This is a genomic window from Parafrankia discariae (assembly GCF_000373365.1).
Lineage (GTDB): Bacteria > Actinomycetota > Actinomycetes > Frankiales > Frankiaceae > Parafrankia > Parafrankia discariae.
Genome location: NZ_KB891266.1, coordinates 1 through 21,290, shown reverse-complemented (window position 1 = coordinate 21,290; position 21,290 = coordinate 1). Strand labels below are relative to the sequence as shown.

The 21,290-nt window shown below is 72.2% G+C and carries 20 protein-coding genes and 1 pseudogene; 6 read left to right on the top strand and 15 right to left on the bottom strand.

All coding sequences use genetic code 11. The features are described from left to right. Positions 1-300 precede the first annotated feature (300 nt). Together B056_RS0131180 and B056_RS0131175 are read right to left on the bottom strand one after the other, a co-directional pair. Positions 301-1,014, bottom strand: a complete 714-nt coding sequence (locus B056_RS0131180) for an HAD family hydrolase (protein ID WP_018505766.1) — start codon at positions 1,012-1,014, stop codon at positions 301-303. 987 nt (positions 1,015-2,001) lie between these two features. Further along, positions 2,002-3,534, bottom strand: coding sequence for an MFS transporter (locus B056_RS0131175; protein WP_018505765.1), 1,533 nt, complete (start codon positions 3,532-3,534; stop codon positions 2,002-2,004). 150 nt (positions 3,535-3,684) lie between these two features. On the opposite strand from B056_RS0131175, the gene B056_RS0131170 reads away from it, so the two are divergent. Both B056_RS0131170 and B056_RS40095 read left to right on the top strand, forming a co-directional pair. After that, positions 3,685-4,296 (top strand): TetR/AcrR family transcriptional regulator, encoded by a 612-nt coding sequence (locus tag B056_RS0131170; RefSeq protein WP_026240354.1) that lies wholly within the window; start codon positions 3,685-3,687, stop codon positions 4,294-4,296. A gap of 271 nt (positions 4,297-4,567) precedes the next feature. Further along, positions 4,568-4,825, top strand: coding sequence for a type II toxin-antitoxin system RelE family toxin (locus tag B056_RS40095; protein WP_076784811.1), 258 nt, complete (start codon positions 4,568-4,570; stop codon positions 4,823-4,825). Positions 4,826-4,972: 147 nt separating this feature from the next. Here the strand turns inward: B056_RS40095 and B056_RS0131160 are convergent, their stop codons facing one another. The 6 genes from B056_RS0131160 to B056_RS0131135 form a co-directional block, all read right to left on the bottom strand. Continuing rightward, positions 4,973-5,410: a hypothetical protein gene (locus B056_RS0131160; protein WP_018505762.1), complete on the bottom strand. Its 438-nt coding sequence runs from the start codon at positions 5,408-5,410 to the stop codon at positions 4,973-4,975. Positions 5,411-5,520: 110 nt separating this feature from the next. Next, positions 5,521-5,916 carry a TadE family protein gene (locus tag B056_RS0131155; RefSeq protein WP_018505761.1) on the bottom strand — a complete coding sequence of 132 codons (396 nt, stop codon included), beginning with the start codon at positions 5,914-5,916 and terminating at the stop codon, positions 5,521-5,523. Between the two features lie 105 nt (positions 5,917-6,021). Continuing rightward, entirely contained in the window at positions 6,022-6,312 is a 291-nt protein-coding gene (locus B056_RS0131150) for a hypothetical protein (RefSeq protein WP_026240353.1), read from the bottom strand. Between the two features lie 43 nt (positions 6,313-6,355). Then, positions 6,356-7,381, bottom strand: a complete 1,026-nt coding sequence (locus tag B056_RS0131145; RefSeq protein ID WP_018505758.1) for a type II secretion system F family protein — start codon at positions 7,379-7,381, stop codon at positions 6,356-6,358. Positions 7,382-7,427: 46 nt separating this feature from the next. After that, the gene (locus B056_RS0131140) at positions 7,428-8,288 is read right to left on the bottom strand and encodes a type II secretion system F family protein (RefSeq protein ID WP_018505757.1); all 861 of its coding nucleotides are present in this window, start codon (positions 8,286-8,288) and stop codon (positions 7,428-7,430) included. Next, complete coding sequence (locus tag B056_RS0131135) at positions 8,288-9,574, bottom strand: CpaF family protein (protein ID WP_026240352.1); 1,287 nt, start codon at positions 9,572-9,574, stop codon at positions 8,288-8,290. Before B056_RS0131135 ends, B056_RS0131140 begins: the two co-directional genes overlap by 1 nt. A gap of 661 nt (positions 9,575-10,235) precedes the next feature. On the opposite strand from B056_RS0131135, the gene B056_RS0131130 reads away from it, so the two are divergent. Then, complete coding sequence (locus tag B056_RS0131130) at positions 10,236-11,918, top strand: PAS domain-containing protein (protein WP_018505755.1); 1,683 nt, start codon at positions 10,236-10,238, stop codon at positions 11,916-11,918. A gap of 74 nt (positions 11,919-11,992) precedes the next feature. On the opposite strand, the gene B056_RS0131125 is transcribed toward B056_RS0131130, so the two are convergent. The 6 genes from B056_RS0131125 to B056_RS0131100 all read right to left on the bottom strand — a co-directional run bounded on the left by B056_RS0131125 (position 11,993) and on the right by B056_RS0131100 (position 19,403). Then, a complete protein-coding gene (locus B056_RS0131125; RefSeq protein WP_018505754.1) occupies positions 11,993-13,678 on the bottom strand; it encodes a hypothetical protein in 1,686 nt (561 codons plus the stop codon). Positions 13,679-14,266: 588 nt separating this feature from the next. Continuing rightward, the gene (locus tag B056_RS0131120) at positions 14,267-14,758 is read right to left on the bottom strand and encodes a DUF6912 family protein (protein ID WP_018505753.1); all 492 of its coding nucleotides are present in this window, start codon (positions 14,756-14,758) and stop codon (positions 14,267-14,269) included. 23 nt (positions 14,759-14,781) lie between these two features. Next, positions 14,782-16,002 carry a patatin-like phospholipase family protein gene (locus tag B056_RS0131115; protein ID WP_026240350.1) on the bottom strand — a complete coding sequence of 407 codons (1,221 nt, stop codon included), beginning with the start codon at positions 16,000-16,002 and terminating at the stop codon, positions 14,782-14,784. 196 nt (positions 16,003-16,198) lie between these two features. Then, positions 16,199-16,696, bottom strand: coding sequence for a transcriptional regulator (locus B056_RS0131110; RefSeq protein ID WP_018505751.1), 498 nt, complete (start codon positions 16,694-16,696; stop codon positions 16,199-16,201). A gap of 620 nt (positions 16,697-17,316) precedes the next feature. Further along, positions 17,317-18,639, bottom strand: coding sequence for an AAA family ATPase (locus B056_RS0131105; protein ID WP_018505750.1), 1,323 nt, complete (start codon positions 18,637-18,639; stop codon positions 17,317-17,319). Then, positions 18,636-19,403 (bottom strand): SAF domain-containing protein, encoded by a 768-nt coding sequence (locus B056_RS0131100; protein ID WP_018505749.1) that lies wholly within the window; start codon positions 19,401-19,403, stop codon positions 18,636-18,638. Before B056_RS0131100 ends, B056_RS0131105 begins: the two co-directional genes overlap by 4 nt. Before the next feature lie 248 nt (positions 19,404-19,651). On the opposite strand from B056_RS0131100, the gene B056_RS43265 reads away from it, so the two are divergent. Both B056_RS43265 and B056_RS0131095 read left to right on the top strand, forming a co-directional pair. Beyond that, on the top strand, positions 19,652-19,843 hold the full coding sequence (locus tag B056_RS43265) for a hypothetical protein (protein WP_230203283.1): 192 nt from the start codon (positions 19,652-19,654) through the stop codon (positions 19,841-19,843). Between the two features lie 44 nt (positions 19,844-19,887). Further along, complete coding sequence (locus tag B056_RS0131095; RefSeq protein WP_018505748.1) at positions 19,888-20,124, top strand: helix-turn-helix domain-containing protein; 237 nt, start codon at positions 19,888-19,890, stop codon at positions 20,122-20,124. A 78-nt stretch (positions 20,125-20,202) separates the two neighbouring features. Here B056_RS0131095 and B056_RS0131090 read toward each other — a convergent pair whose 3' ends face one another. After that, positions 20,203-20,772, bottom strand: coding sequence for a hypothetical protein (locus tag B056_RS0131090; protein WP_026240349.1), 570 nt, complete (start codon positions 20,770-20,772; stop codon positions 20,203-20,205). A gap of 273 nt (positions 20,773-21,045) precedes the next feature. Between B056_RS0131090 and B056_RS38685 the strand changes: the two are divergent. Continuing rightward, positions 21,046-21,290: pseudogene (locus tag B056_RS38685) on the top strand (hypothetical protein); the annotation flags it as partial.

Genomic DNA, 21,290 nt, shown 5'->3' with positions numbered 1-21,290 from the left:
CGGACAAGAAACTCCGCACCATCGTCGCCAAGGCGAACGTTGCCTGATGCGGCACTAGCTCCGACAGGACACAGACGCCCACGACTGGACTGCACACACCCCAACGTGGGACTCGCGGGAGCGCGCCGGACCGGTCAGCGCTCTGCGCACGCGCGGAGCGAGATCGGAGAAGGCCGCGAAGACCCGGACTGGCGGCACCACCAGATCACGGGGTCAGCGTGCAGGACCCGTGAACGAGGATGAGGCTGCTCCAGCCCACGAGGGCGCTGTCCGCGGTGGCTTCCCGGCGGGACAGCGCATTCACGGATGCGGCCTGTCAGCGGGATCCGGGCCACGGGCGCCAGGTTCGGACTGCTTCGGTCCGAGGAGTACCTCGACGGCAGCGGCGACCGAGTCGGCGCTAACGTCTGGCACCGGGCCGGCGGACGGCCACGAATCGGCCCCGCGACCGCCCTGCAGCCACACCGTGCGCAGCCCAGCCGCCTGACCACCGGCGACATCAGCGGCCAAGTCGTCACCGATCATCCACCCACCCCCGCTAGTTCTACATCCACAGCGCTCGATGGCAAGCCGGAAGATCTCCGGGTCAGGTTTACGGACACCGACATCGCCCGAGATGCACCACCCATCGACCAGCCTGTCCAATCCAGAGTTTCGGATCTTCCCGAGCTGGTTGTCGGTCATGCCGTTGGTGACGATTCCGATCCGCCATCCGGCCCGGCGCAGCCGCCTTAGGGCATCGAGGTCCTCAGTTCGGCAGGAGACCAGCTCAGGCATGCGACGGCGGTACTGCTCCCACAACTGGGCGGGTGAATCAGACAGGCCGAAGTTCCGGCACACAGTGGCGAAGAAGCTGTCCTTCAGCCCCGAGTGGCGCGCGAAAATATCAACCAGCACGGGCAGTGCCGCGTCATGGAGTCCATGGGCAGCGACGAATTCTCGGGCCCAGACATGGAACGCCGCATCGCTGTCAATGAGCGTACGGTCCAAGTCGAGCAACGCCAGCGCCTGCACACGCCGATGATCCCATGCTTCTCCCGGCCAACAAGCCGCCGCAGGCGGCAGCCGATAGCCCGTGCTCAGGACCGCACAGCCGCCGTATCTAGAGGCAGGTCATGCGGGTGGTAGGCGGGGTTGTCAGACGAGATCATCTGGAAGGCGTCGCGCCGTTCAGCTTGGCGAGCCAGTCGTCGCGCTCCGCGGCCGACACACGTCGAGGGCATCGGTCTGACGCTCGGCCCGGAACTGGTCGAGCGTGGTGACGGCGATCCGTTACTGCTTGATCGTCGTGTCGGGTTTGGCGGCAGCCACGGACGCCGTTCTACCGTGGTGGGAGCGCCGTACAACAAGATTTTCGATCTACTTCGCAGCATAATTACAGGCCAGAGGACCGAACGATCTTCTTCGTAGGCATCGACGACCACGGTGAACTGGCCGTTCAATCCACCTTCTCCGCTGTGCTGAGCTGCGAAGGCGCTGGTCGGGCACGAACGGAAGCGCGCCAGTTCACCGCGGTGTCGCCGATCTTCCATCCACGTCGGCACCCGGGGCAAAGGGGGTGGGAGGTCGATGCGGAGCGCAGCCGCTCCGCGTTCGGAGTCGGCGCCCCGCTCGAGCAGCCGAATCACTGCCGCGTAGGAGTCGAGCCGGACGCGGCGATTGGAGCGGAACCCGCCGCAGTTCTCGGGGACCATCATGCTGGCGGCCGTACCTACGGCTTGGCCTACGCCCTGACGGCGGAACCCACGGAGTCACTGCGACCTGAACCGGGACAGCCTGCCGCCTGGTTCCGCCTCAACGACCTACCGCCCTCGTATTACCCGCTCGACCACCCGACGCTGCTGGCCTTCGCGAGTGACCTGAGATGCCGGGGGACACCGAGCCGCCGGCGTCACGAAGATCAAAATTGACGGTCCGCAGAGCTCGGCCCTGCTGTAGGCCACGGCTGCGGGGTTCCGCCACAGCCATACCCCTCCTAGCCGGCCTGGGCCGGCGGCGTTCTCACACCCGGGCCGGCGCCTGCGGATCGCCGGCGTCGGCGGCGCCCGCTCCGACCGGCGGGAGGTCTGGTCGAGCCGCCGCCGTGGGTTGCGAGTCCAGGCCGAACGAGGCGACGGCCGCCACCACGAGCGCTCCGGCCGCCACGTACCAGGCGTGCTGGAAGACTGCCTCGCTCGCCGCGCCGGAGGCGCGGCCCAGGATCGCCACCAGGACACTGATCCCGATGACCGAGCCGAGCTGGGTGACCATCGTCACGATCGCGCTGCCGGTCGCGGAGTCCTTCGGCGGCAGGCCGACCGTCGCCCGGGTGATCGCGGTCGGCACCGCCAGGCCGTAACCCAGGCCGAGGACCACCCAGGTCGGCAGGAACGCGGCCACGAACCGCGGGTCGTCGGTGACCAGGAGAATCAGCATGATCGTGCCGACCGCGGCGAGCAGCGCGCCCGCGACCGCGATCCGTCCCGCCCGCAGCCGGGTACGCGCCTGGAGCGTCTCCGCGACCGCCGAGCCGACGGCGAACATCACCGGGCCGGCCGTGGAGGCCAGCCCGGTGCGGATCACCGAGTAGTGCCAGTGACCCTGGAGCCACAGGATCGTCGAGAGCAGTTCGATCCCGAAGGCCACGAAGGCGACGAAGGCCACCAGGTTGGCGGTGGTGAACACCCGGTCCCGGAACAGGGAGAGGGCGATGACCGGCGCCGGGTGGCGGGCGGAGCGGGCCAGGAACCACGTCAGCGCGACCGCCGCGAGGACGAACGCGACGATCACCCGGGCGCTCGACCAGCCCCAGTCCGGCGCCTTGACCAGCCCCAGGGCCAGCGCGCCGATCGCGACGATGAACAGCCCGCCGCCGCGCAGGTCGGGCAGGTGGTCGTCGGCGTCCCGGCTGCTGGGCAGGTAGCGGGCGCCCAGCGCGAGCGCGGCCACCGCGACCGGGATGTTCACCAGGAACAGCCACCGCCAGGACGCCTCCACGAGCAGGCCGCCCAGCACCGGGCCGGAAGCGGCCGACAGCGCGCCGGTGGTGAACCAGATCTTCACGTAGGTGCCGACCTTCGCCGGCGGCGCGGTCAGCAGCACCAGACCGAGGCTGGCCGGGGTGAGCAGGGCCGCGCCGGCGGCCTGCAGGACCCGGAATCCGACCAGCACCCAGATGTCGCCGGACAGGCCGGCGCCGATGCTGGCGACGGCGAACACGATCAGGCCGAGCAGGAAGCCACCCTTGCGGCCGAACCGATCCACCAGGCGGCCGGCCGGTACCAGCAGCGCGGCGTAGACGATCGCGTAGCCGTTGAGCACCCAGCTCAGGTCGGCCAGAGAACCCGCATGGGTGCCGTGCCCGATGGCGGGCAGGCCGACGTTGGTGACCCACACGTCGAGCTGGGCCAGGAAGCTCGCGATCGACAGGATTGCCAGCAGCAGGGCCGGGGAGACGGGCCGTGCGCCGGTGCCCGCACGGCGCTGGCTCGGGATGAGCGGGACAGGTTGGGGGCTGGGACCAGCCCGGTCGGGCTGGGTGTCCTGCTCTGTCATGAGGTGGCTCGCATCTCGCGGTCGGGGCCCGGCGCATGCGCGCGGCGCCTGGTCGGCAGGGGACGCCCAACGATCTGGACTGTTCAGTAAAGAACCCTCAGGATTCTGGACTATTCCGCCAACAACGAGATCCGTGGTTACGATCGACCGATGGGGCGCCCACCTGGCTTCGACCGGCGAGAGGTGCTGGCGGCCGTCGAGCGTGAATTCCGCAAGAACGGCTTCGACGGGACGAGTCTCGACGACATCTCGGCCGCGACCGGGCTCGGCCGCGGCAGCCTCTACGCCGCCTTCGGCGACAAGCACGCGCTGTTCCTGGCCGCGTTGGGGGACTACTGCGACCAGGACGATGCGTGCGGCGCAGCCGCGTTGGCCGGCCCGGACGAGACCGCGATGGAGCGCCTGCGGGCCTATCTCATCGACTCGCTCGACCGGCAGCTGAACGACCCCGAGCAGCTGGCCTGCATGGCCAGCCGCTTCACCGTCGAGCTGGCCGGGCGCGACCAGGACGCCACGGCCCGGCTACGCCAGAGCTTCGAGGCGCAGCGGGCGGCCCTGGCCGGCTGCCTGCGGGCCGCGCAGCGCAACGGCGACCTCGATCCAGCGGCCGAGCCGGTCGCGCTGGCGACGTTGCTGGTCGTCGGCTTCCGGGGCATCGGCTCCCTGATCGGGATCGGGCTGGACCGGGGTGAACTTGTCGCCGTCATCGACGCGGCCCTGGTCGGCCTGCCCGTGCCGCCCCTGTCGGCCGCCGCGTCCTGACCGGCGCCGGCGCATCCACCAGGCCACGTCCGGAACCAGTTCGGGCAGGCGGCTGCCGCCTGGGCCCGAGGGCGACGACCCGCCTCAATCCCGCTGGGCCGGCGCGGCGGACCACCCGTCATCGGCTTCGTACCAGGACCGCAGGCAGTAGCCCGTAAGGGTCGGGATGGACTCCGTGCGCGAAGCTCATAAGCTCCAGCCGTACCGGTCAGAGGCGTAGGAGCACGAAGACGTCGCCGCGCGGTCCGTCCGGCAAGAACGCCTCCAGCCCCTGCTGCCATCGCGCCGCCAGCTTCTCCTCGTCGCGAACGAGAGCCTTCCCCGCACCGTCACCGCAGCGGTCTACGAACTGATCACCGGGCCGCTTCCGGACGCTCCCTACCGGGTCGGAAACCGGCTCATGCCACCGCTCGACGACCGGTTCAGCGCACGCCGCGGGACCTACCGGGTCATCTACCGCATCAACGACAAGGCAATGACGGTCACCGTCGTGGCCATCGACCACCGCCACGACGCCTACCACCGCTGACCACCCGAGCAACCGCGCACCTACCCGGCCTGACCCGACGTCTGACAGCTCGATAACCCGAATCATGAGGTTGAGCCAGCGCCAGTTACCGCTCCTCCAAGCACTGTGCCACGGGACTTCGGATCATTCGCTCGACAAACCTGCAGGTCAGACGCCCGAACGGTCGGCACGATAGGCGTCGATGACCACGGTGAACTGGCCGTTGACGGTTACGTCGGCGAGCCCGCCGGCGATGGCGCCCACCCCGGGCAGGTCGACGTGCGCGCGGACGCAGACAACGAAACGGGCACCCGGTTCCAGGGTGGCGGCGCCGTCGCCCGGGTTGCCGGCGCCGCAGTCGGCCCCCGGTGGGGCGAACCTGACCTCGGGCGCGCCGTCGATGCCCTGGTCGGTGAAGGCGAGCTGGGCGGCGAGCCGCGCGCGTTCGAGGCCCGCGGTCTCGCTCTGCGAGGTCACGAAGGCGCGCCCGGCTTCCCGCGCGGCCTGCGTCACGCCGAAGGCCGAGCGCTGGACGGCGAACACGGCCAGGAAGAGGTAGACGAACGGGATGAGGAGCACGATCGAGAGCCCGACGAACTCGATCATCGCCGAGCCCCGGTCGCGGTCCGCTCGCCGCGAGCCGTCTGTCGGGTCCGCGGCCTGTGCCGGACCAGCGGCGTCCGCGCCTGGAGCGGTCGGGGGGGCCGGGGGGGCCGTCAAGGCGTCTCCTTCACGGCGTGGCCGGTCACCGTCACGGTGACACCGTCGCCGAGTGGTACGAGGCTGAGCGGCACCACGACCGTGCAGGTCACCTGGACCAGGGGGATGTCACCCGGGCCGGCCTCCTCCTGCCCGGTGCAGACGGTGTCCGCGCGGCCGGGGAGCGTCTCGGCGATGAGCCGCTGGGCGTAGGTCCCGCCCTCGCTCGCCGGGACTTCCAGGTTGGCGGCGTGGCGCGCGCCCTCGGCGGCGTCCGCGGCCAGGGTGTTGCGCACGTGCAGGACCAGCCCCACCTGGATGACGCCCAGGATGAGCATCAGCAGCAGCGTCCCGACCAGGACGAACTCGACGATCGCGGACCCGCCGTCACCGGCACCGGTCGCCCGGTCCACGGACCCGCCGTCACCGCGCCCGTGATCCGCGGAGTCGTTCGGGACGGCCGGCCCACCCCGACGCCACGGGAAGCGTGGCGGCCACCTGCGCACAGCCGGGATCGTTCAGTCGCCGGCGATGCCGGTCACCTGTTCGATGGCCGAGGTGAACAGTGTCTGCAGGGCCGGCGTCGCCAGGGTGGTGATCGCGACCACCAGCGCGGCCGTCATGACGGTCACCATCACCCAGCCGGGCACGTCCCCGCGGTCGGCCCCGCTCGGCGCCTGCCGCTCCCGCCGCGCCGCCCAGCGCGACACCGACCCCGCCACGGCCGACCCCGTCGCGGTCGCCCGTCCCACGGTCGCCCGCACCGCGGCCCGGCCGCCGTCCCGGGCCCTCGCTCCGAACCTGCTCATGGTCCCCTCCCTCATTTTGGCCATTTCGAACTGATGCCGCGGGTCACTGCGCGATCACCGTGAAGCTGACCAACGCCGGGTAGAAGGCGAAGATCACCGTTGTCGGCAGGATGAGGAAGACCACCGGGATCATCATCGCGATCTCCTTGCGCCCGCCGGCCTCGAGCAGCTGGCGTTTGCCCGCCTCGCGGACGTCCACCGCCTGCGCCCGCAGGACGTCCGCCAGGGGTGTGCCGCGCTCGATGGCGACGGCCATGCCGTCGACGAACCTGGCCAGCGGCGGTAGCGACGTGCGGGTGGCGATGCCTTCCAGGGCCTGCACGAGGGAGGCGCCCGCGTGCGCGTCGGCGAGCGCGAGCCGCAGTTCCGTTCCCAGCTCCCCGTGGGTGAGGCGGCTGACCCGTTCCAGCGCGCCGATCGCGGACTCCCCCGCGGTGACCGCGAGTGCCAGCAGCTCGGCGACGGTGGGGAACTCCATGAGCATGCGGTCCTCGCGCTCGTGGATCGCCCGGGTGAGCCACCAGTCCCGCGCCAGGATGCCGCCGGCGGCGCCGGCGACCACCAGCGCGATCCCGACGAGCGCGGGTGGCCCGACCCCGAGCAGCGTGCGCATCGCCAGGACGAGGGCGCCGAGCAGGGCACCGGCGACCGCGCAGATCACCTGTTGCACCCGGAACTCCTCGACGGGGGTGCGCCCACCCGCCTGGACGAGCCGCCGGTTGAGGGCCACCCGGCCGCCGAGGAAGCGGTCGAGGCGGCGGGCGGCGTCCTCGACGAACGGCCGGGCCAGCGCCTCCGCCGCTCCGAGCCCGAACCGCGCGGCCCCGCTCCCGGCCATGGCGGGACGCCCGCCCGCCTCCCGCGCCGTGCCGGAGGAGCCCGGCGCGGACCGGCCGCCTCGGCGGGCGCCCTCCGCCAGCAGGCGCGACGGGGTCGGCGTGTCGCGCAGGTAGGGGTCGAGCCGGTCCGCCAGCCGCACCTTTCGCGCGGGCGGCGACCGGTAGATCACGATGACGAGCCCGACTCCGAGGAGGAGCCCGAGCAGCGCGCCCGCGGCCACCGTGCTCATTGGGCCGCCCCCGGCTCCCGGCCCACCCGTCCGTCCGAAGATCCGTTCACGGTCGCAGCACCCGTCCCTCCTCGGGCAGGCGCCCGATCCGCTTCATGAGCAGGTAGGCCAGGACGGAGACCCCGGCGCCGCCGAGGAGCACCAGCACCCCGGTGGGGCTGTCGTAAGCCTGGATGTTCTCGCCGCGGCTGGCGAGCAGGAGCAGGACGATCCACGGCGCCGCCATCGCGAGCCGGGCCGCGTTGACCGTCCAGGCCTGACGGGTCTCCAGCTCGGCGCGGGTGCGGGCGTCCTCACGCAGGAAGGTCGACAGGGTGCGCAGCAGCCGGCCGAGGTCGGTGCCGCCGACCTCGCGGGTCATCCGCAGCGACTCGATGATCCGGTCCGCGACGGGGTCGGCGAGCTCGTCGGCGAGCCGGTCGAGGCAGGTCGAGAACGAGCCGGTGGCGCGGTAGTCCTCCCCGAACCGGCTGAACGCCGGGCGCAGCGGCGCCGGGCCGCGGACGCCGACCGCGGCCAGCCCCTCGGGCAGCGACATGCCGGCGCGCACCGCGCTGGCGAGGTTGTCGACGACGTCGGGCCACAGCTCGCGCAGGTCGTGCATGCGGGCCCGGCGCCGGCGCAGCACGAGCTGGCGGGGCAGCGCCGAGGCGAAGGCACCGAAGGCCACGGCCAGCGAGAACGTGCCGGAGAAGACCAGGACGACCAGGCCGGCCACCAGCCCCAGGGCGGCGCTGATGAGGACGAACTGGTGCGCGGTGACGCCGCGGATCCCGGCCTGCGCCAGGGTCTCGCGCAGGTCGCGGGCCCAGGAGGCCTCGGTACGCCCGCCGCCGGCCCGGGGACGCCCGCTCGCCACGATCAGGAAGAGGCCGAGGCCGAACAGCAGGCCGAGGAAGATCCCCATCAGCGCTCGACCGCGATCTGCGCGTACGCCCGCTCGTGCTCGCTGGGGGCGAGCAGCGCCGGCAGGTCGTAGCCGGCGCGCAGGTACCGCTCGGGATGGGGCGGGAACCCGTCGGCGCGCACGAGCGTGTTGCCGCGGGTCCGGAAGATCTGGGCGATCTCGACCGTGTCGCCCTCGGTGCGGCCCGGCAGCGCGGCGATCTCGGTGACCCGGCGCCGGCCGTCCGCCTCCTTCGACAGGTGGACGACCAGGTCCACGCTGGAGGCCACGGTGGGGACCACGAAGGAGTGGGTGACGTTCTCGCCGGCCAGCAGCGGGAGGGTGCACAGTTTGGTCACCGCCTCGCGGGCGGAGTTGGCGTGCAGGCTGCACATTCCGGGCAGGCCGGAGTTGAGGGCGATGAGCAGGTCGAGTGCCTCCTCCTGGCGCACCTCGCCGACCAGGATCCGGTCCGGGCGCATCCGCAGCGCCTCCTTGATGAGCCGGCGCAGCCGGATCTCACCGGTGCCCTCCAGGTTCGCCTGCCGGGTCTGCATGGCCACCCAGTCGGGCGCGCGCAGCCGGAGCTCGAAGACCTCCTCGACGCTGATCACCCGCTCCCGGGCAGGGATGGCGGAGCCGAGGCAGTTGAGCATGGTCGTCTTCCCGGCCTGGGTGCCGCCGGCGACGATGACGTTGAGGCCGGAGATCACCGAGGCCTCCAGGAACATCGCGGCGTTCGGAGTGATCGTCCCCAGTGCGACGAGCTCGTCGAGGCTGCCGGCGGACAGGACGAACTTCCGGATGTTCACCGACCAGTGCACCCGGGTGATGTCCGGGATGACGACGTGCAGGCGGGAGCCGTCGGGAAGCATGGCGTCGACGAACGGGGTGGAGAGGTCGACCCGGCGCCCGGACGACTTCAGCATGCGTTCCACCAGGTCCTGTACCTGGTCCTGGGTGAGAATCGTGGTGGTCAGCTCGCTGCGCCCGTGCCGCGCGACGAACACCCGGCCCGGCTCGTTGATCCAGATCTCCTCCACGGCGGGATCGTCGAGATGGCGCTGAAGGGGCCCGAAACCGGCGACGGCGTCGTAAACCGAACGGACCGTCGCATCCCGGTCGACGACGGGTGGGAGATCACTGGTTAGCGCACGTTCCTCGTAGTCGGCGAGAACCGCGTCCACCAGCTGACGAATGAGGACCGGTTCCCGCTCCGGGTCGAGGGAACGCCGCCGGATCAGTTCACGAACCTCTCCTTCCACATGAGAGGTCGCGTCCGGCCAGCTCCCGCGTGCTGCCGCCACGGAGAATCGCCGCTCCTCATCCATATTCACGCGGCCAGCTCCCCACGCTTCGGACATCAGCTACGAAGCGTAGGAAGCGGGTCACTCGACATCAACCCTTCCAAGCAGGTACGCAAGCAACAACGTTCGCACAACCTCGGACGGCCGTCGGCGCCGGGTCGGACCACAACCAGCCACGCAGTGCGCGGGCGCCCACCAAACACCCGCATGGCCGTCACTTTCCGTCACGGATCTTTGATGCCGATCCGGCACCGGCCGCCGCTCCCCGGCGGGCCGCCGTCCTCTCCGGCAGGTGCATGCGACCACCCCGAGCCGCTCCCCGGTGAATGGAGACGGAAATCAGATCGGCGCCGAAACGCCGGCCGCGTACGCCACCCATCGATGCGCCGGAGCGGTAACCTGCCGGCGGTCAGAAATCCGTACGCCGCGCCACCACACAGGAAACCGACAACGCGCGGTCCGCGCCGACCGGTGGAACTCCCCCACACCACCTTCCAGGTCGCCGACCGCCGCCGACGCCTGCCTCGGGGGTCATTCACGTGCCCGGTAAGCCAACCTCCCGCCCCACCGAATGCCCACCGGGCACGGATCTTCCAGCGCCACCACCCCCACCGGCCACCGCACTGCCGGCCCCCCGACCGACGCCTTCCCGGGACCTCCGATGAACGCCGACCACAACGCGAACCCCGCCGACATGTTCGCAACCGCATGGGACGTCTTCCGGCGAATTGTCGACAACTGCCCGGTCGGGATATTCACCGCAGACGTCTCAGGTCGGCATGTCTTTGTGAACCGGCAGTGGTCCGTGTTGACCGGAGTTCCCCGGGACAAGGCGGTCGGACGAGGCTGGGAACGAGCCGTGCATCCGGAGGACGTCCGGACTGTCACCAGCCAGTGGCGCCAGCTAGTCACCGAGGGTGATGAGCTGACGGTTCAGATCCGGCTGCTCCGGCCGGACGGATCCGCCCGGCCGGCGATACTGCGCGCCGCGGCGGTCGTCGGCGAGAACGGCCACCGCCGCTTCGCCGGGACCCTCACCGCCGTGGGCGCTGCCGGAGAGAGCGCCGGCGGCGAAGGCGCCACTGAAGAGAGCGCCGGCGGGGAGAACGTCCCCGGCGGGCGGCGGCACGGGCCGGCACTCGGCGTACACGGCTCTGAGGCGCCGGACACCGCCGGGATCGATTCACCGCTCGGTGACGGCCTGGACGACCTGGACAGTCTGTGCTCGGACACCGTCGAGCTCCTGCGCGACGAGCTCGAACGCTTCGACGTGGTCACCGACGACCTCTGGTATCCGCCCGACGGCGTCACCGGCCACGGCCGGCCGGGCTGGGCGGTGCCCACGCCCCGCCGCCCGCTGTCCACCGAGTTCGACCCGCCGTTCGTGGACCCGCCGTTCGATCGACCGTTCCCCGAACCGCCGTTCAAGGATCCGTTCAAGGAACAGCCGTTCCCCGGGTCGCCGTTCGCGGAACCGCCGTTCACCGGACAGTCGCCCGGTCCGGCGCGGGTCCGGTCAACCGGCCCGAACTCCCCCGGCCTGAGCTCCCCCGGCCCGGGGGCGAACGGTGATCGGGACGGCATCGACCCCGCCGGTGCCGATCTCTCCGGTGCCGACCCGGGCGGTGCCGACCGGCCGGGCTTTCCCTCGTACGTTCCTCGTCCGGGGTCGGCCCGCGGCGGCGCGCTGCCACCGGGAGCCGAGTGGCGGGCAGCGGTCAGCCCGCACGGAGGGCTGGCCGGGTCACCGCCGCCCCCCGGCCGCGCGACAGCGGCCGGCGGGCGGCCGGCCGCAGCTGGCGGCTTCGAGCGCCCGGTACCCGCGCAGCGGCCGGAGTCACAGATCGCGGGGCCGCCCCGAGGTCATCAGGCCGGCGGCGACGGTTCGTGCGGTTGCGCGCTCGCCGAGATCCGACGGCTTTCCGATGCCTGTCACGAGCGCGAGCGCTGGCTGACCGCGTTGCTGGCCGAGCTGCCCTCGGCGGTCCTCGTCGCCGACGCGGACGCCCTGGTGGTGGCCGTGAACCAGGCGTACTGCGACCTCTTCGAGCTGGCGGAGTCGCCGGTCGACCTGGTCGGCACGGACTGCCGGGCGCAGCTGCGCCCGATCCCCGGTCTGGTGGAGGACCCCGCGGGTTTCGCCGGCCGGCTGGACGCTCTCCTGCGCCGGCGCCGCACGACGCGCCGCGAGACTGTCATGTTCGCCGACGGCCGGGTGTTCGAACGCAGCCACATCCCGCTCGCGGGACCGAACGGGTACCACGGCCACCTGTGGCTCTACGTCGACGTGACCGATCGGCGCATCGTCGAGGCCGAGATCGAGGGTCTCATTTCGGGGCTCTGACCAGCCGCCCGCCGGCGGGACGAGTGGGCTCGGGTGTCCGGCCCACTCGTCCGCCCTCCGGTGCGAACGGTGCCTCAGGCGAGGCCGCTGTGGTGCCGGGCCTGGAGGTCACGCGCCTGACCGACCCAGTCGTCGGTGATGATCCGATCGCCGAACCCGTCCAGCTTCTTCGCGAGGCGGTTGACATCGGTGTCGCCCATCGTGGCTAGCTGACGGAACGTCGTGATGCCCAGGACCCGCAGCCGCGACTCGGTCACCGGCCCGACCCCGACGATCTCCTTGAGATTGTCGGTGGACAGCATGGGCTCGGCCGGGCCTCCCCACGACGCGCCCGAGAGGTGGAACCGGCCCGCCGCCTCAGGGCCCGTGTTCCACCCACCGGCGAGCGTGCCCACCGCCGGGCGCCCGGTCACGCCCGCCGAGGCCGCCGCGCCGACCAGCGCCGCGCCGATCAGCTCGAGGTCGTCATCACGGGACCCCGGGATGACCCGCACGAGCGGACCGGACTCGAAGGCACCGGGCCTCGTGGAGGTCAGGTGCTCCGCCTCGATCGACTCCCTGGCCCAGGTGAGCTCGTCCAGGCCGGCGACCGACTCCTCCACGGGCAGCGCCGCCGCGGCCGGCTCTTCGGTAGAAGGGTCCTCCGTGGCCGGTTCCTGATCGGTCGACGCCTCGTTCACCGTGTGGATCTCCTCCGGCTCGTCCGCCACCTGACCCGCCTCGCCCGTTTCGACCTCGACCTGGGCCTCAGCCACCGCGGACTCGACGGGCTCGACGGGCTCGGCTGTTGCGATGGCCTCGGGCACAGCAACGGATGCCGGGAGGAGCGGCGGCGCCGGCGAGGTTTCCTCCGCCTCGGCGATCCGGGCGAGGAGCTTGATCCGCTCCGCCGCCCACTCGGCCTGGTGCCGGTCGAGGCGGGTGCTCATCGTCGCGACCTGCCGCTGCGCCGCCTCGGCGTCGGTGCGGACCATGGCGAGCCGGGAGGAGAACCGGGCCGCGCGCGACTCCGCCTCTTCCAGTTGCTCACGCAGCCTGGCCGTCTCCCGGGCGAGGTCGGCGACGGTTGTGACCTCACCATGGTCGGTGAGCACGATGGTGTCCGGCGTGACGGGAACGTCCTGCGGCTGGGTGACGCTGGCGGCGCCCGCCCCGACCGCCGGAGCCGCGTGCAGCGCCGCCTCGATCTCACCGATACGCGACTGTGCGATCGCGACCTGCCGCTCGGCCGCCTCGACTCGCTGCTCGTAGTCGACGGCCTGCTGCTCCGCGGCGACGAGTCGGGCCGTCAGGCTCGTCTTCTCCGTGGCCCAGCGTTCCTCCTGGTCACCCAGGCGGGCCAGCAGGTCGGCGAGATCCGCGGGCCCGACCCGGGGCGCCCGGGGCGGCCAGGTGTCGTCGTCGAGCGGATGCCTGGACCAGGTGGCGTCCGTGTCCGCCACAGCCGGAACGGACTCGGCTCGGAAAAGATCGGCCGCGGCGAGATCGGTGTCGCGCACGACCAGGTCACCGTCGACGCCGGCATCACCCGTGGGTGTACCGCTGGATCGACCGGGAGTGGAGGCCGTGGTGGCACCCTCGCCTCCCGATTCGGCCTGGGCGGCCCGAGCCCGCGCGGCCCGGGCGGCCGCCCGGGCCGCGCGGGCCTGAGCGGCCTGCTGACGCCGAACCGGCGCGGCGAGGAAAACCCAGGCGAGCGCCGCGCCGACGATCATCGCCAGCAGTACGAACACCAGAATCTGCCCAGCGAGATAGAGCACGGTCCACCAGCCTCCTACGTCACGCCACAGATGCACCGAGATCAAGGAACGCACGACGGGACGCCCACGTCGACCCCGGGGAAGCCGCGGAACACGCGACGGACCAGCCGAAGCAGGACCATGCGCGCGCTCCGCAAGACGAGCTATTGGGCGACCAACCAGATCAGCAACAACACTATTCGGTGCGTTGATCGATGTCCGCCGTGGGGAGTCATGAGCAACACGAGGACGACAAAGCTCCTCGGATCCATCGACCCGCCGCCCACCTACAACAACATCCGACCAACGGACATGCTCTGCTTCATCTTTCAAAGGTCAATCAAACGACAAACATCGACCCTTGATTGTTGCCTGATTGTCATCACACCCACTCCCGCTCGTCCCGCGACGACGGCCGACGTGGGTGTTACCAGCGGCGACGTGACACACCCGCGGCCGCACGGGGGCCGAAGACCACGGACGGCGGACCACAGACGGAACCCACGGCGATGGAGCCGTGGGCGGTCGGGGCGGGAGCCGGGGAAGGCGGCGGAGGCGGAAGGGGCCACGGCCTGGAGGCAGGAGCCGGCGGAGGTGGGAAGCCTCCGGTCAGAGCAGGTCTGGCAGCTCCTGCGTCGCGAACCAGAGGAGTTCGAACCCCTCCGCGCCGTCGACGATGAAGGCCGCGTCGTCACTGCCGAGGTCGGCCTCCAGCACGGCCGCGACGGCGGCCCGCACCGCGGCCCGGGCCTCGGCGTCCGACGGGTCGTCGGAGTGAACGGCCTGAACGGCGGCCAGCGGCACCGACTCGACGATCTCGACCGCCCCCCGGTCCAGGTCGTCGCGGACCCGCACCAGCCGCTCGTCGACGTCCGCGGCGAAGACGAAACGCCGCGGCGGCGACCCCGGGTCGGCGTCGAGCAGGCGCAGGCTCGCCCGGGCCGCGTCCTGCAACGCCGCGAACTCCATCTCCTCCATGTCGGACTGGCTGTACCACTCCCGCACGGCGGGAGTGACCGCGAACGCCATGCCGGGCGGCACCTTCCGCTCGTGCAGCACCGCGCGGGCGGCCGTCAGCGTCGAGGGAAGGTAGACACGCATGTGCCCAGTGTGGCAACCCGCCGTCAGCCGACCAGACCGAGGTCCGCCTTCTGGTCGACTGTGGGCGCCGCCGCCGGCCGGTCGAGCGCCTCCCGGGCTCCGGCGCGACGTCCCGGACCGCCCGCGGTGGCAGCGGGGTCCCCGGGGCCGGTCGTGGTCCCCGCCGCCCGCGCGGCCCGGATGGGGCGGGTGGGGCGGGTGTCGGTGCCGAACACGGTTCGCAGCGTGGCGACCGAGGTACGCAGGGAGGTCTCGAACACCTCCGCGCGGCGCGTCAGGTCCATGACGTTGCCGCCGATCACCTCGAGGTCCTCCGGCCCCGGGCACAGCACTCTCACCCGGGTTCCGGCGGCCTCCAGCAGCTCGATCTCGCGGGTCAGCCGGCGCGTCGCGGCGCGGCGCATCTGCCGCTCGACCCGGGCGATGGCGCCGCGTGGCCGGTCGCTGTCGAAGGAGCAGGCCGGCGCGAGCACCAGCACTTCGTCCAGCTCCTCCTCGGCCAGCAGGTCCAGGGACGCCGGTGATCTGGTGCCGCCGTCCACGAAGCGCCGGCCGGCGATCTCGATCGGCGCGTACCAGCCAGGGATGGCGCACGAGGCCATCACCGCGTCGGGCAGGGTTGCCCGCGGCGCGTCCGGGGAGCCGAAGAGCACCCGGCCGCCCGAGTCGAAGTCCATCGCGACGATGCGCAGGCGCGGGGACCGCGGCCAGCCGTTCGCGGCCAGTGAGACGGACTGGCGTCCCCGGCGGGCGCCGGGGGGCACCGCGGCCGAGCGCTTGGCGGCCAGCGCGTCCAGCGGACGCTCGATGCGGGCGGTCGCCTCGGCCACGAGATCACCGATGGCGGCGATCTGGCCACGGCCCTGTGGGAGCAGCGCCGCCAGCGCGACCATCGGTGTCGCCTGGCGCGGATGCAGCGCGGTCGTGGTCAGCAGTCGAGGGGAGCCCATCCGCATCCGCGGCCGCGGCGGCAGGGACGCCCCGAGATCGCGGTAGTCCAGCACGGGGTAGCCCGGCTCGAAGATCCCACGCTCGGAGTTGACCATCACGTCCGCGCCGACCCCCAGGCCGAGCAGCGCCGCGATGACGGATCCGGCGGACGTCCCGAGCACCAGGTCGTGCCCCCGGACGTCGATGGACCGCTCGGACTCGACGGCCCGTAGCGCGCCGATCATCCAGGCCGAGCCGAGTACTCCGCCGGCGCCCAGCACCAGCCCTCTGCGCGAAGCCCGCTTCCTCGGCATTGCGTCACCTTTCGACACGCGGTGCACCCGGCCACGCACACGGGTCGTGGTGCGCGTACGACACCGATGTCGCCGCTCCCGCGCGCGGGCCGTCCGCGCCCCATCAGGTACAACCGGGCCGGCCCGGCAGTTGTGCCAGCCCTCGGCCCGCCCCGGCCCGCATCGACGCGGGGTGCCGTGGCAGGCGGCGCGACGCCTACTCCGTCGGCTCGCTCTCCTCGGGGAAGCTGGTCTCGAGCACTCCCCACGCCCGCAGCCGCTCGGCGAACTCCTGCGGCGTCGTGTCGTGCAGCAGGGCCAGCGCCCGGACGTCTCCGTCGCGGATCGACAGCACATGCCCGGCGTAGTCGTCACGCTGGCGCTGAATCTGCGCGACCCATCTGCGCACCAATGCGGACGAATCAGGCGGAGCTTCGGCGAGCTTCTCCAGATTCAGTACGGTACGGGGCCTGCGTTCACGCGGCGGCAGCTGATCCTCGTTTGGCAGGAGCGCTGACACCGGAACACCGTAGAAACCGGCGAGCTCCGACAACTGGTGAACACTGATCATTCTGTCGCCGCGCTCGTAGGAGCCGACCGCGGCGGTCTTCCACCGACCGCGCGACTTCTGTTCGACGCCCTGCAGCGACAACCCCTGCTGGATCCGGATTGCCCGTAGGCGACCGCCCACGGCCTTCGCGTACTCCCGGCTCACCCGACACACCCCCAGCCGTCTCGAACGAGCATCGACGTGTCTCCGTCACCACGCTGAGCTGGGTGGCGACGGTACACGCACACACTAACTTAACCTCCCCGAAAGAGACGGTTCACCATCCGACAGGTCATTGATACGGATCGCGGCGAGTCCGCCACTCAAGCTGGATACGGTTTGCACGAGTTGCAGCAGGTTGCTCACCCCTGGACATGGTTCCCGACCCCCTTATCACCCAATGCCAGTGCTTCGCCACTACTCGCGGGGAACCGTTCGACAATTCGATGCCCCCGAATCGCTCCCCGTAACCGCGACGGACGCGGTCCGCCGCCACCGAGGGCCACCAAATGTCGCAGCAGCCTCCGCGGGACGGACGAAATCCCCTGGACTGAGCCAAATTTCGCTCAAGAAGATTCTTGATGCCAGTTAGGCACACTCCGGAGGAACGACTTCGGGAGACCGCCCGCGGTCGGCGTGTCAGGGCGTGTCGGGACGGCGGGCGACAAGCCGCCCGCCGGGCTGGAACCGGTCGGGCGGGGCGCCGCGGAGCCCGGCTGGTCCGGGCTTGGTCCGGGCTGATCCGGGCCGGTCGCGCGCGGGGGTCGCGGGGGTGGCTTCGGGGATCAGCGCTGGGCGCGGCGCAGCGCGGAGCGGCGCCGCCGCCCGACCCCGGACGCCCCGGCCAGGAACGCGGCCAGATCCCGCACCGCGAGCCGGGCCGGCGAGGTCGGGGCAATGTCACGCAGGAGCTGACCGGACGCGGCCGCCGCGTCCAGGCCCGCCAGGTCGTAGGGGACGAGCGCGACCGGTTCGCGGCCGGTGTGCCGGGCCATCGCCCGCGACACCTCACGGCGCGGGTCACCGCCCACCACCGAGCCCCGCAGCTTGTTGACCACGATCAGCGGATCGGCGTGCGGAACCACCTCACGCAGCTCCGCCAGCCCGCGGACGAAGCGAACCAGCCCGACCGGTTCCGCCGACGCGACGGCGAGCACCGAGTCGGCCGCACCCAGGACGGCCAGCGTGGCCCCGTTGCGCCGCGGCGCCGCCGTGTCGAACGACAGCTCCTCGTCCGTCTCCAGGCAGAAGCCGCAGTCGACGATCACGAACGACGCGAGCCGGCGCGAGAGCGTCAGCACCGTCTCGAGGGAGGCCGGTCGCAGCTCCGGCCAGCGGGACGGCCGCGAGATGCCGGGGAGCACCCGCAGGCCATTGCCGAGATCCCGGCACAGCACCGCCAGGCGGGGGACGTCCAGCAGGCCCTGGTTCGCCGAGCGGGCGGCCGCCGCGAGGCCGGGCGCCTCCTCGAGCAGCCCGACATGCTGGCCCACCGAGCCGCCGTACGAATCCGCGTCGATGAGCAGGGTCGCCGCGCCGAGGGCGGCGAGCTCGGCGGCCAGCCCCAGCGCGATCGTCGTCCGCCCCGGCGAGCCCACCGGCCCCCAGACCGCCAGTACCCGGCCCGCGCCGGGCTCGCCGGGCTGGGCCGGGTCGGCCGCCGGCACCGCCGGGGCGAGCGGGTCGAAACCCATCAGCGGCTCGCTGAACGCCGCGGGCAACGCCGGTGGACCGGCGAGGTCGGCCAGTGCGCGCGACGCCTCCACGACCGCGCCCGCCACCGCCTCCGCGGTCGCGTCCGCCGGGATCACCGCGACGACGCCGAGCTGACGCAACCGGCGGTCGGCGTCCTCGTCCCCCGGCGCGATCAGGCCCACGACGGCCACCCCGGACGCCGCCAGCCGGACCAGGGCGTCCCGGTCCAGGCGGCGCAGATCGGCCGACAGCAACGCGGCCCGGGCCGCCCCGGTCGTCGCGGCGGCGAGCAGATCGGGCAGGTCGACACACCGGCGGACGACCGTCACCCCGAGGTCGCGACGGTCGAACGCCGAGACGAGGCCGGCCTCGACCACCGAGTCGGTGACGGCGGTCAGGATCGGCAGGCTCACCGACCGTACCCCGGCGCGGAGGACGGGCCGCCCGACCCGACCTCGCCGCGGGCGTCCCGTTCCAGCTTGACGACGTCCACCCGCTCGCTCTGCGACGCCGCCACCGCCCGGATCGCGTCATCCACCGGAACCCGCAGGGACAGCGACCGGTCGCCGCTGTTCAGCCTGTCCTGGGCGACGAACTCGACGTCGTGCAGCACCTGGATCTCGACGCCCGCGCCGGCCACCGCCGGCCCCTCCTGCGCGGGCTGCGCCGGATCACCGCTCCCCTCGGACGGCGCGGCGGCTCCCGGTTGGTACACGAAGACATCCACATGATCACCAGGGGACAGTTCGGGGACCCGACCGGCCTTGACGATCACTGGGACGAGCCTGGTCGCGGCGGCGCCCTCGCCGGCGAAGTCGGTGCCGCTCAGGAGCTCGCCCGAGCTGACCGGGCGGGCCAGGGTCGCGCCCAGGAGATCGCCGCGGCGGTCACCGGGGTAGTAACGGCCCGACGTCGCGCCGTCGAGGTGGGCGGTGGCCGTGGTCAGATCGCGGTCGACAACGATGTGGCCGGCCGGCAGGTCCGCGGCGGCGACCACCCACTGCCTGGTCCGGTCCGCGGTCGCGAACAGGCGCGCGCCGGCGACGACCGACACCAGCACCAGCAGGACGCCGATCAGCAGCCGCGAGTCACGCCAGCGGCGGCGCCCGAGCCGGCGCGCCGGGGGTGACGGCGGCACCGGCTCCGGTCGCGCCGGCGCGACGGTCAGCTCGGTCACCGGGCCCTCCTCACTCCTCGCCCGCGGTGATCTTCACCAGCGGTCGTCCGCACCGGCGGCGGCCTGTGCCGGGCCGGCGCCGCCCTGCCGGCCACCGAAGAACACGCCCCGGTCGCAGAGCGTACGTGGCCAACGACCGCGAACCCAGTCGAAACGGTGATACCGCATCGAGCCGTCACCGTCGCCGCGTTACGGCCTTTCCCCACATAGGACGCCTGGCTGGGCCCCGGCGATGCGCGGTGGCGACGATGGGGCACAAGGAAGTCGCCGGTCGGCCGCGTGCGGTCGCCGGCCGCCGCGCGCACTGGACCACGCCGAAGGACACCGGTCGACAGGCGCACGTCGAGGTGCGCGGTCGGCCGCCAGCCCCATCGATCGATATCGTGAGCAGTTATCCACAAGCCGAGGCATTCGAACGCGATGCGATGCGGAAAGTCTGATACACAGGGAAGACGCGCCGACCGTCACCGGAGAGGAGGCGTTGATGAACGACCGCTTCCTTCAGCTCAGCGACGTGGCGGAGATCCTCAACATCTCTGCCAGCCAGACGTACGCTCTCGTCCGCTCCGGTGAGCTGCCCGCCATCAAGATCGGCGGGCGAGGCCAGTGGCGGGTCGAGCGCAGCGAGCTCGAGGCCTACATCCAACGCGCGTACGAGCAGACCCGCGCCTTCGTGGCCGCCAACCCGATGAGCCGCAACGAGGCCATGCCCGAGGACTGACGGCCCAGCTCGCTCCGGCCCAGCTCACCCCCGGCCCGGCTCACCCCGGCCCGACCCGCCTTCCTCCGCCGTGGGCGCTCAGCCGCGGCGGATGAACGCGAGGCCCTCAAGGGGCACCGTCCAGCCGGAACGCACCTCGCCGCGGCGGGCGAACTCGCCCAGCGGATGTTCCGCGAGCTCGACGAAGTCCGCGCCGACGCGCAGCAGTGTCCCCGTCAGCTGCCCGCCGCCGAGCAGCGCGACCGCGCAGGCCACCCGGTCACGCACCAGGCCGCGCAGCACGTGGCGCAGGTCGAGCCGGGCCGCCAGACGGCCCTCGTGCCCGGGCTGCGCGGACACCGCCGGCAGGCCGCGCACCGCGAGCAGTGACGATCTCGGCACCAGCACCTCCGCCGGGCCACCCTCGGCGAGCAGGAGCCAGTCGACCCCGAGCCCGGTGAGCCGCCCGGTGACAGCCGCGGAGCCGGCCGCCGGCCCGCCCCGCAGCAGGCATCGCACCTCGGCGCCCACCGCCGGTCGCAACCGGTCGAGCAGGCGGAGGTAACCGGCCTCCCGGCGCGTCCGGTCGGCGATCTCCGCGTCGAGCTCGGCCGCCTCGGCTGCCTCCCACTGCAGCTCAAGATCCGCAAACAGGTCCTCCCAGCGCATCGTGGCGCCAACCCCCATCTCTACAGGTCAACCGCCACGACTCCGATCAGACGAAGCAGAGCGGATTGACATACGCCTTTCGGCGGGTTACACAAGCAAACGTAACCAAACGGCCTCTGCCGCAGTACGGCTCCCTGACCCCGAGCCGATTCGGAGGCCGAGATGGCTACGGACAGCAGCCATGCCCGGCCATGAGCGAGGCCCCGCGACACCGCGGGGTACCTCGCTCATGGCCGGGCACCGCTCCCATACCCGGACGGACGGTCACCAAGAATGATCTCAGGGGCGCGGCGGGACGCGGCCGCCAGGGTGGGCAGCGCCGTCCTCGCCCTCGGTGTCGCGGCGGTGCTGATCCTGCTCGGCCCACGGCTGGCGGACCTGCCGTCGGCCCCCGGCGACATCCCCACGTGGTTCACCGACGAGCCGGAACTGGCGTTCGCCAACTGCCTCGGCATCATCGCCTGGATCTGCCTGCTGTGGCTGTGCGCCGGGGTGGTGCTCGGCGTCCTGGCCGCGCT

Coding starts and splice junctions, on each gene's coding strand:
- B056_RS0131115 (WP_026240350.1), bottom strand. CDS start 16,002: ATGCCGAGGAAGCGGGCTTCGCGCAGAGGGCTGGTGCTGGGCGCCGGC.
- B056_RS0131150 (WP_026240353.1), bottom strand. CDS start 6,312: ATGAGCAGGTTCGGAGCGAGGGCCCGGGACGGCGGCCGGGCCGCGGTG.
- B056_RS0131090 (WP_026240349.1), bottom strand. CDS start 20,772: ATGCGCTGGGAGGACCTGTTTGCGGATCTTGAGCTGCAGTGGGAGGCA.
- B056_RS0131145 (WP_018505758.1), bottom strand. CDS start 7,381: ATGAGCACGGTGGCCGCGGGCGCGCTGCTCGGGCTCCTCCTCGGAGTC.
- B056_RS0131170 (WP_026240354.1), top strand. CDS start 3,685: ATGGGGCGCCCACCTGGCTTCGACCGGCGAGAGGTGCTGGCGGCCGTC.
- B056_RS0131160 (WP_018505762.1), bottom strand. CDS start 5,410: ATGATCGAGTTCGTCGGGCTCTCGATCGTGCTCCTCATCCCGTTCGTC.
- B056_RS0131120 (WP_018505753.1), bottom strand. CDS start 14,758: ATGCGTGTCTACCTTCCCTCGACGCTGACGGCCGCCCGCGCGGTGCTG.
- B056_RS0131130 (WP_018505755.1), top strand. CDS start 10,236: ATGAACGCCGACCACAACGCGAACCCCGCCGACATGTTCGCAACCGCA.
- B056_RS43265 (WP_230203283.1), top strand. CDS start 19,652: ATGGGGCACAAGGAAGTCGCCGGTCGGCCGCGTGCGGTCGCCGGCCGC.
- B056_RS0131095 (WP_018505748.1), top strand. CDS start 19,888: ATGAACGACCGCTTCCTTCAGCTCAGCGACGTGGCGGAGATCCTCAAC.
- B056_RS0131175 (WP_018505765.1), bottom strand. CDS start 3,534: ATGACAGAGCAGGACACCCAGCCCGACCGGGCTGGTCCCAGCCCCCAA.
- B056_RS0131140 (WP_018505757.1), bottom strand. CDS start 8,288: ATGGGGATCTTCCTCGGCCTGCTGTTCGGCCTCGGCCTCTTCCTGATC.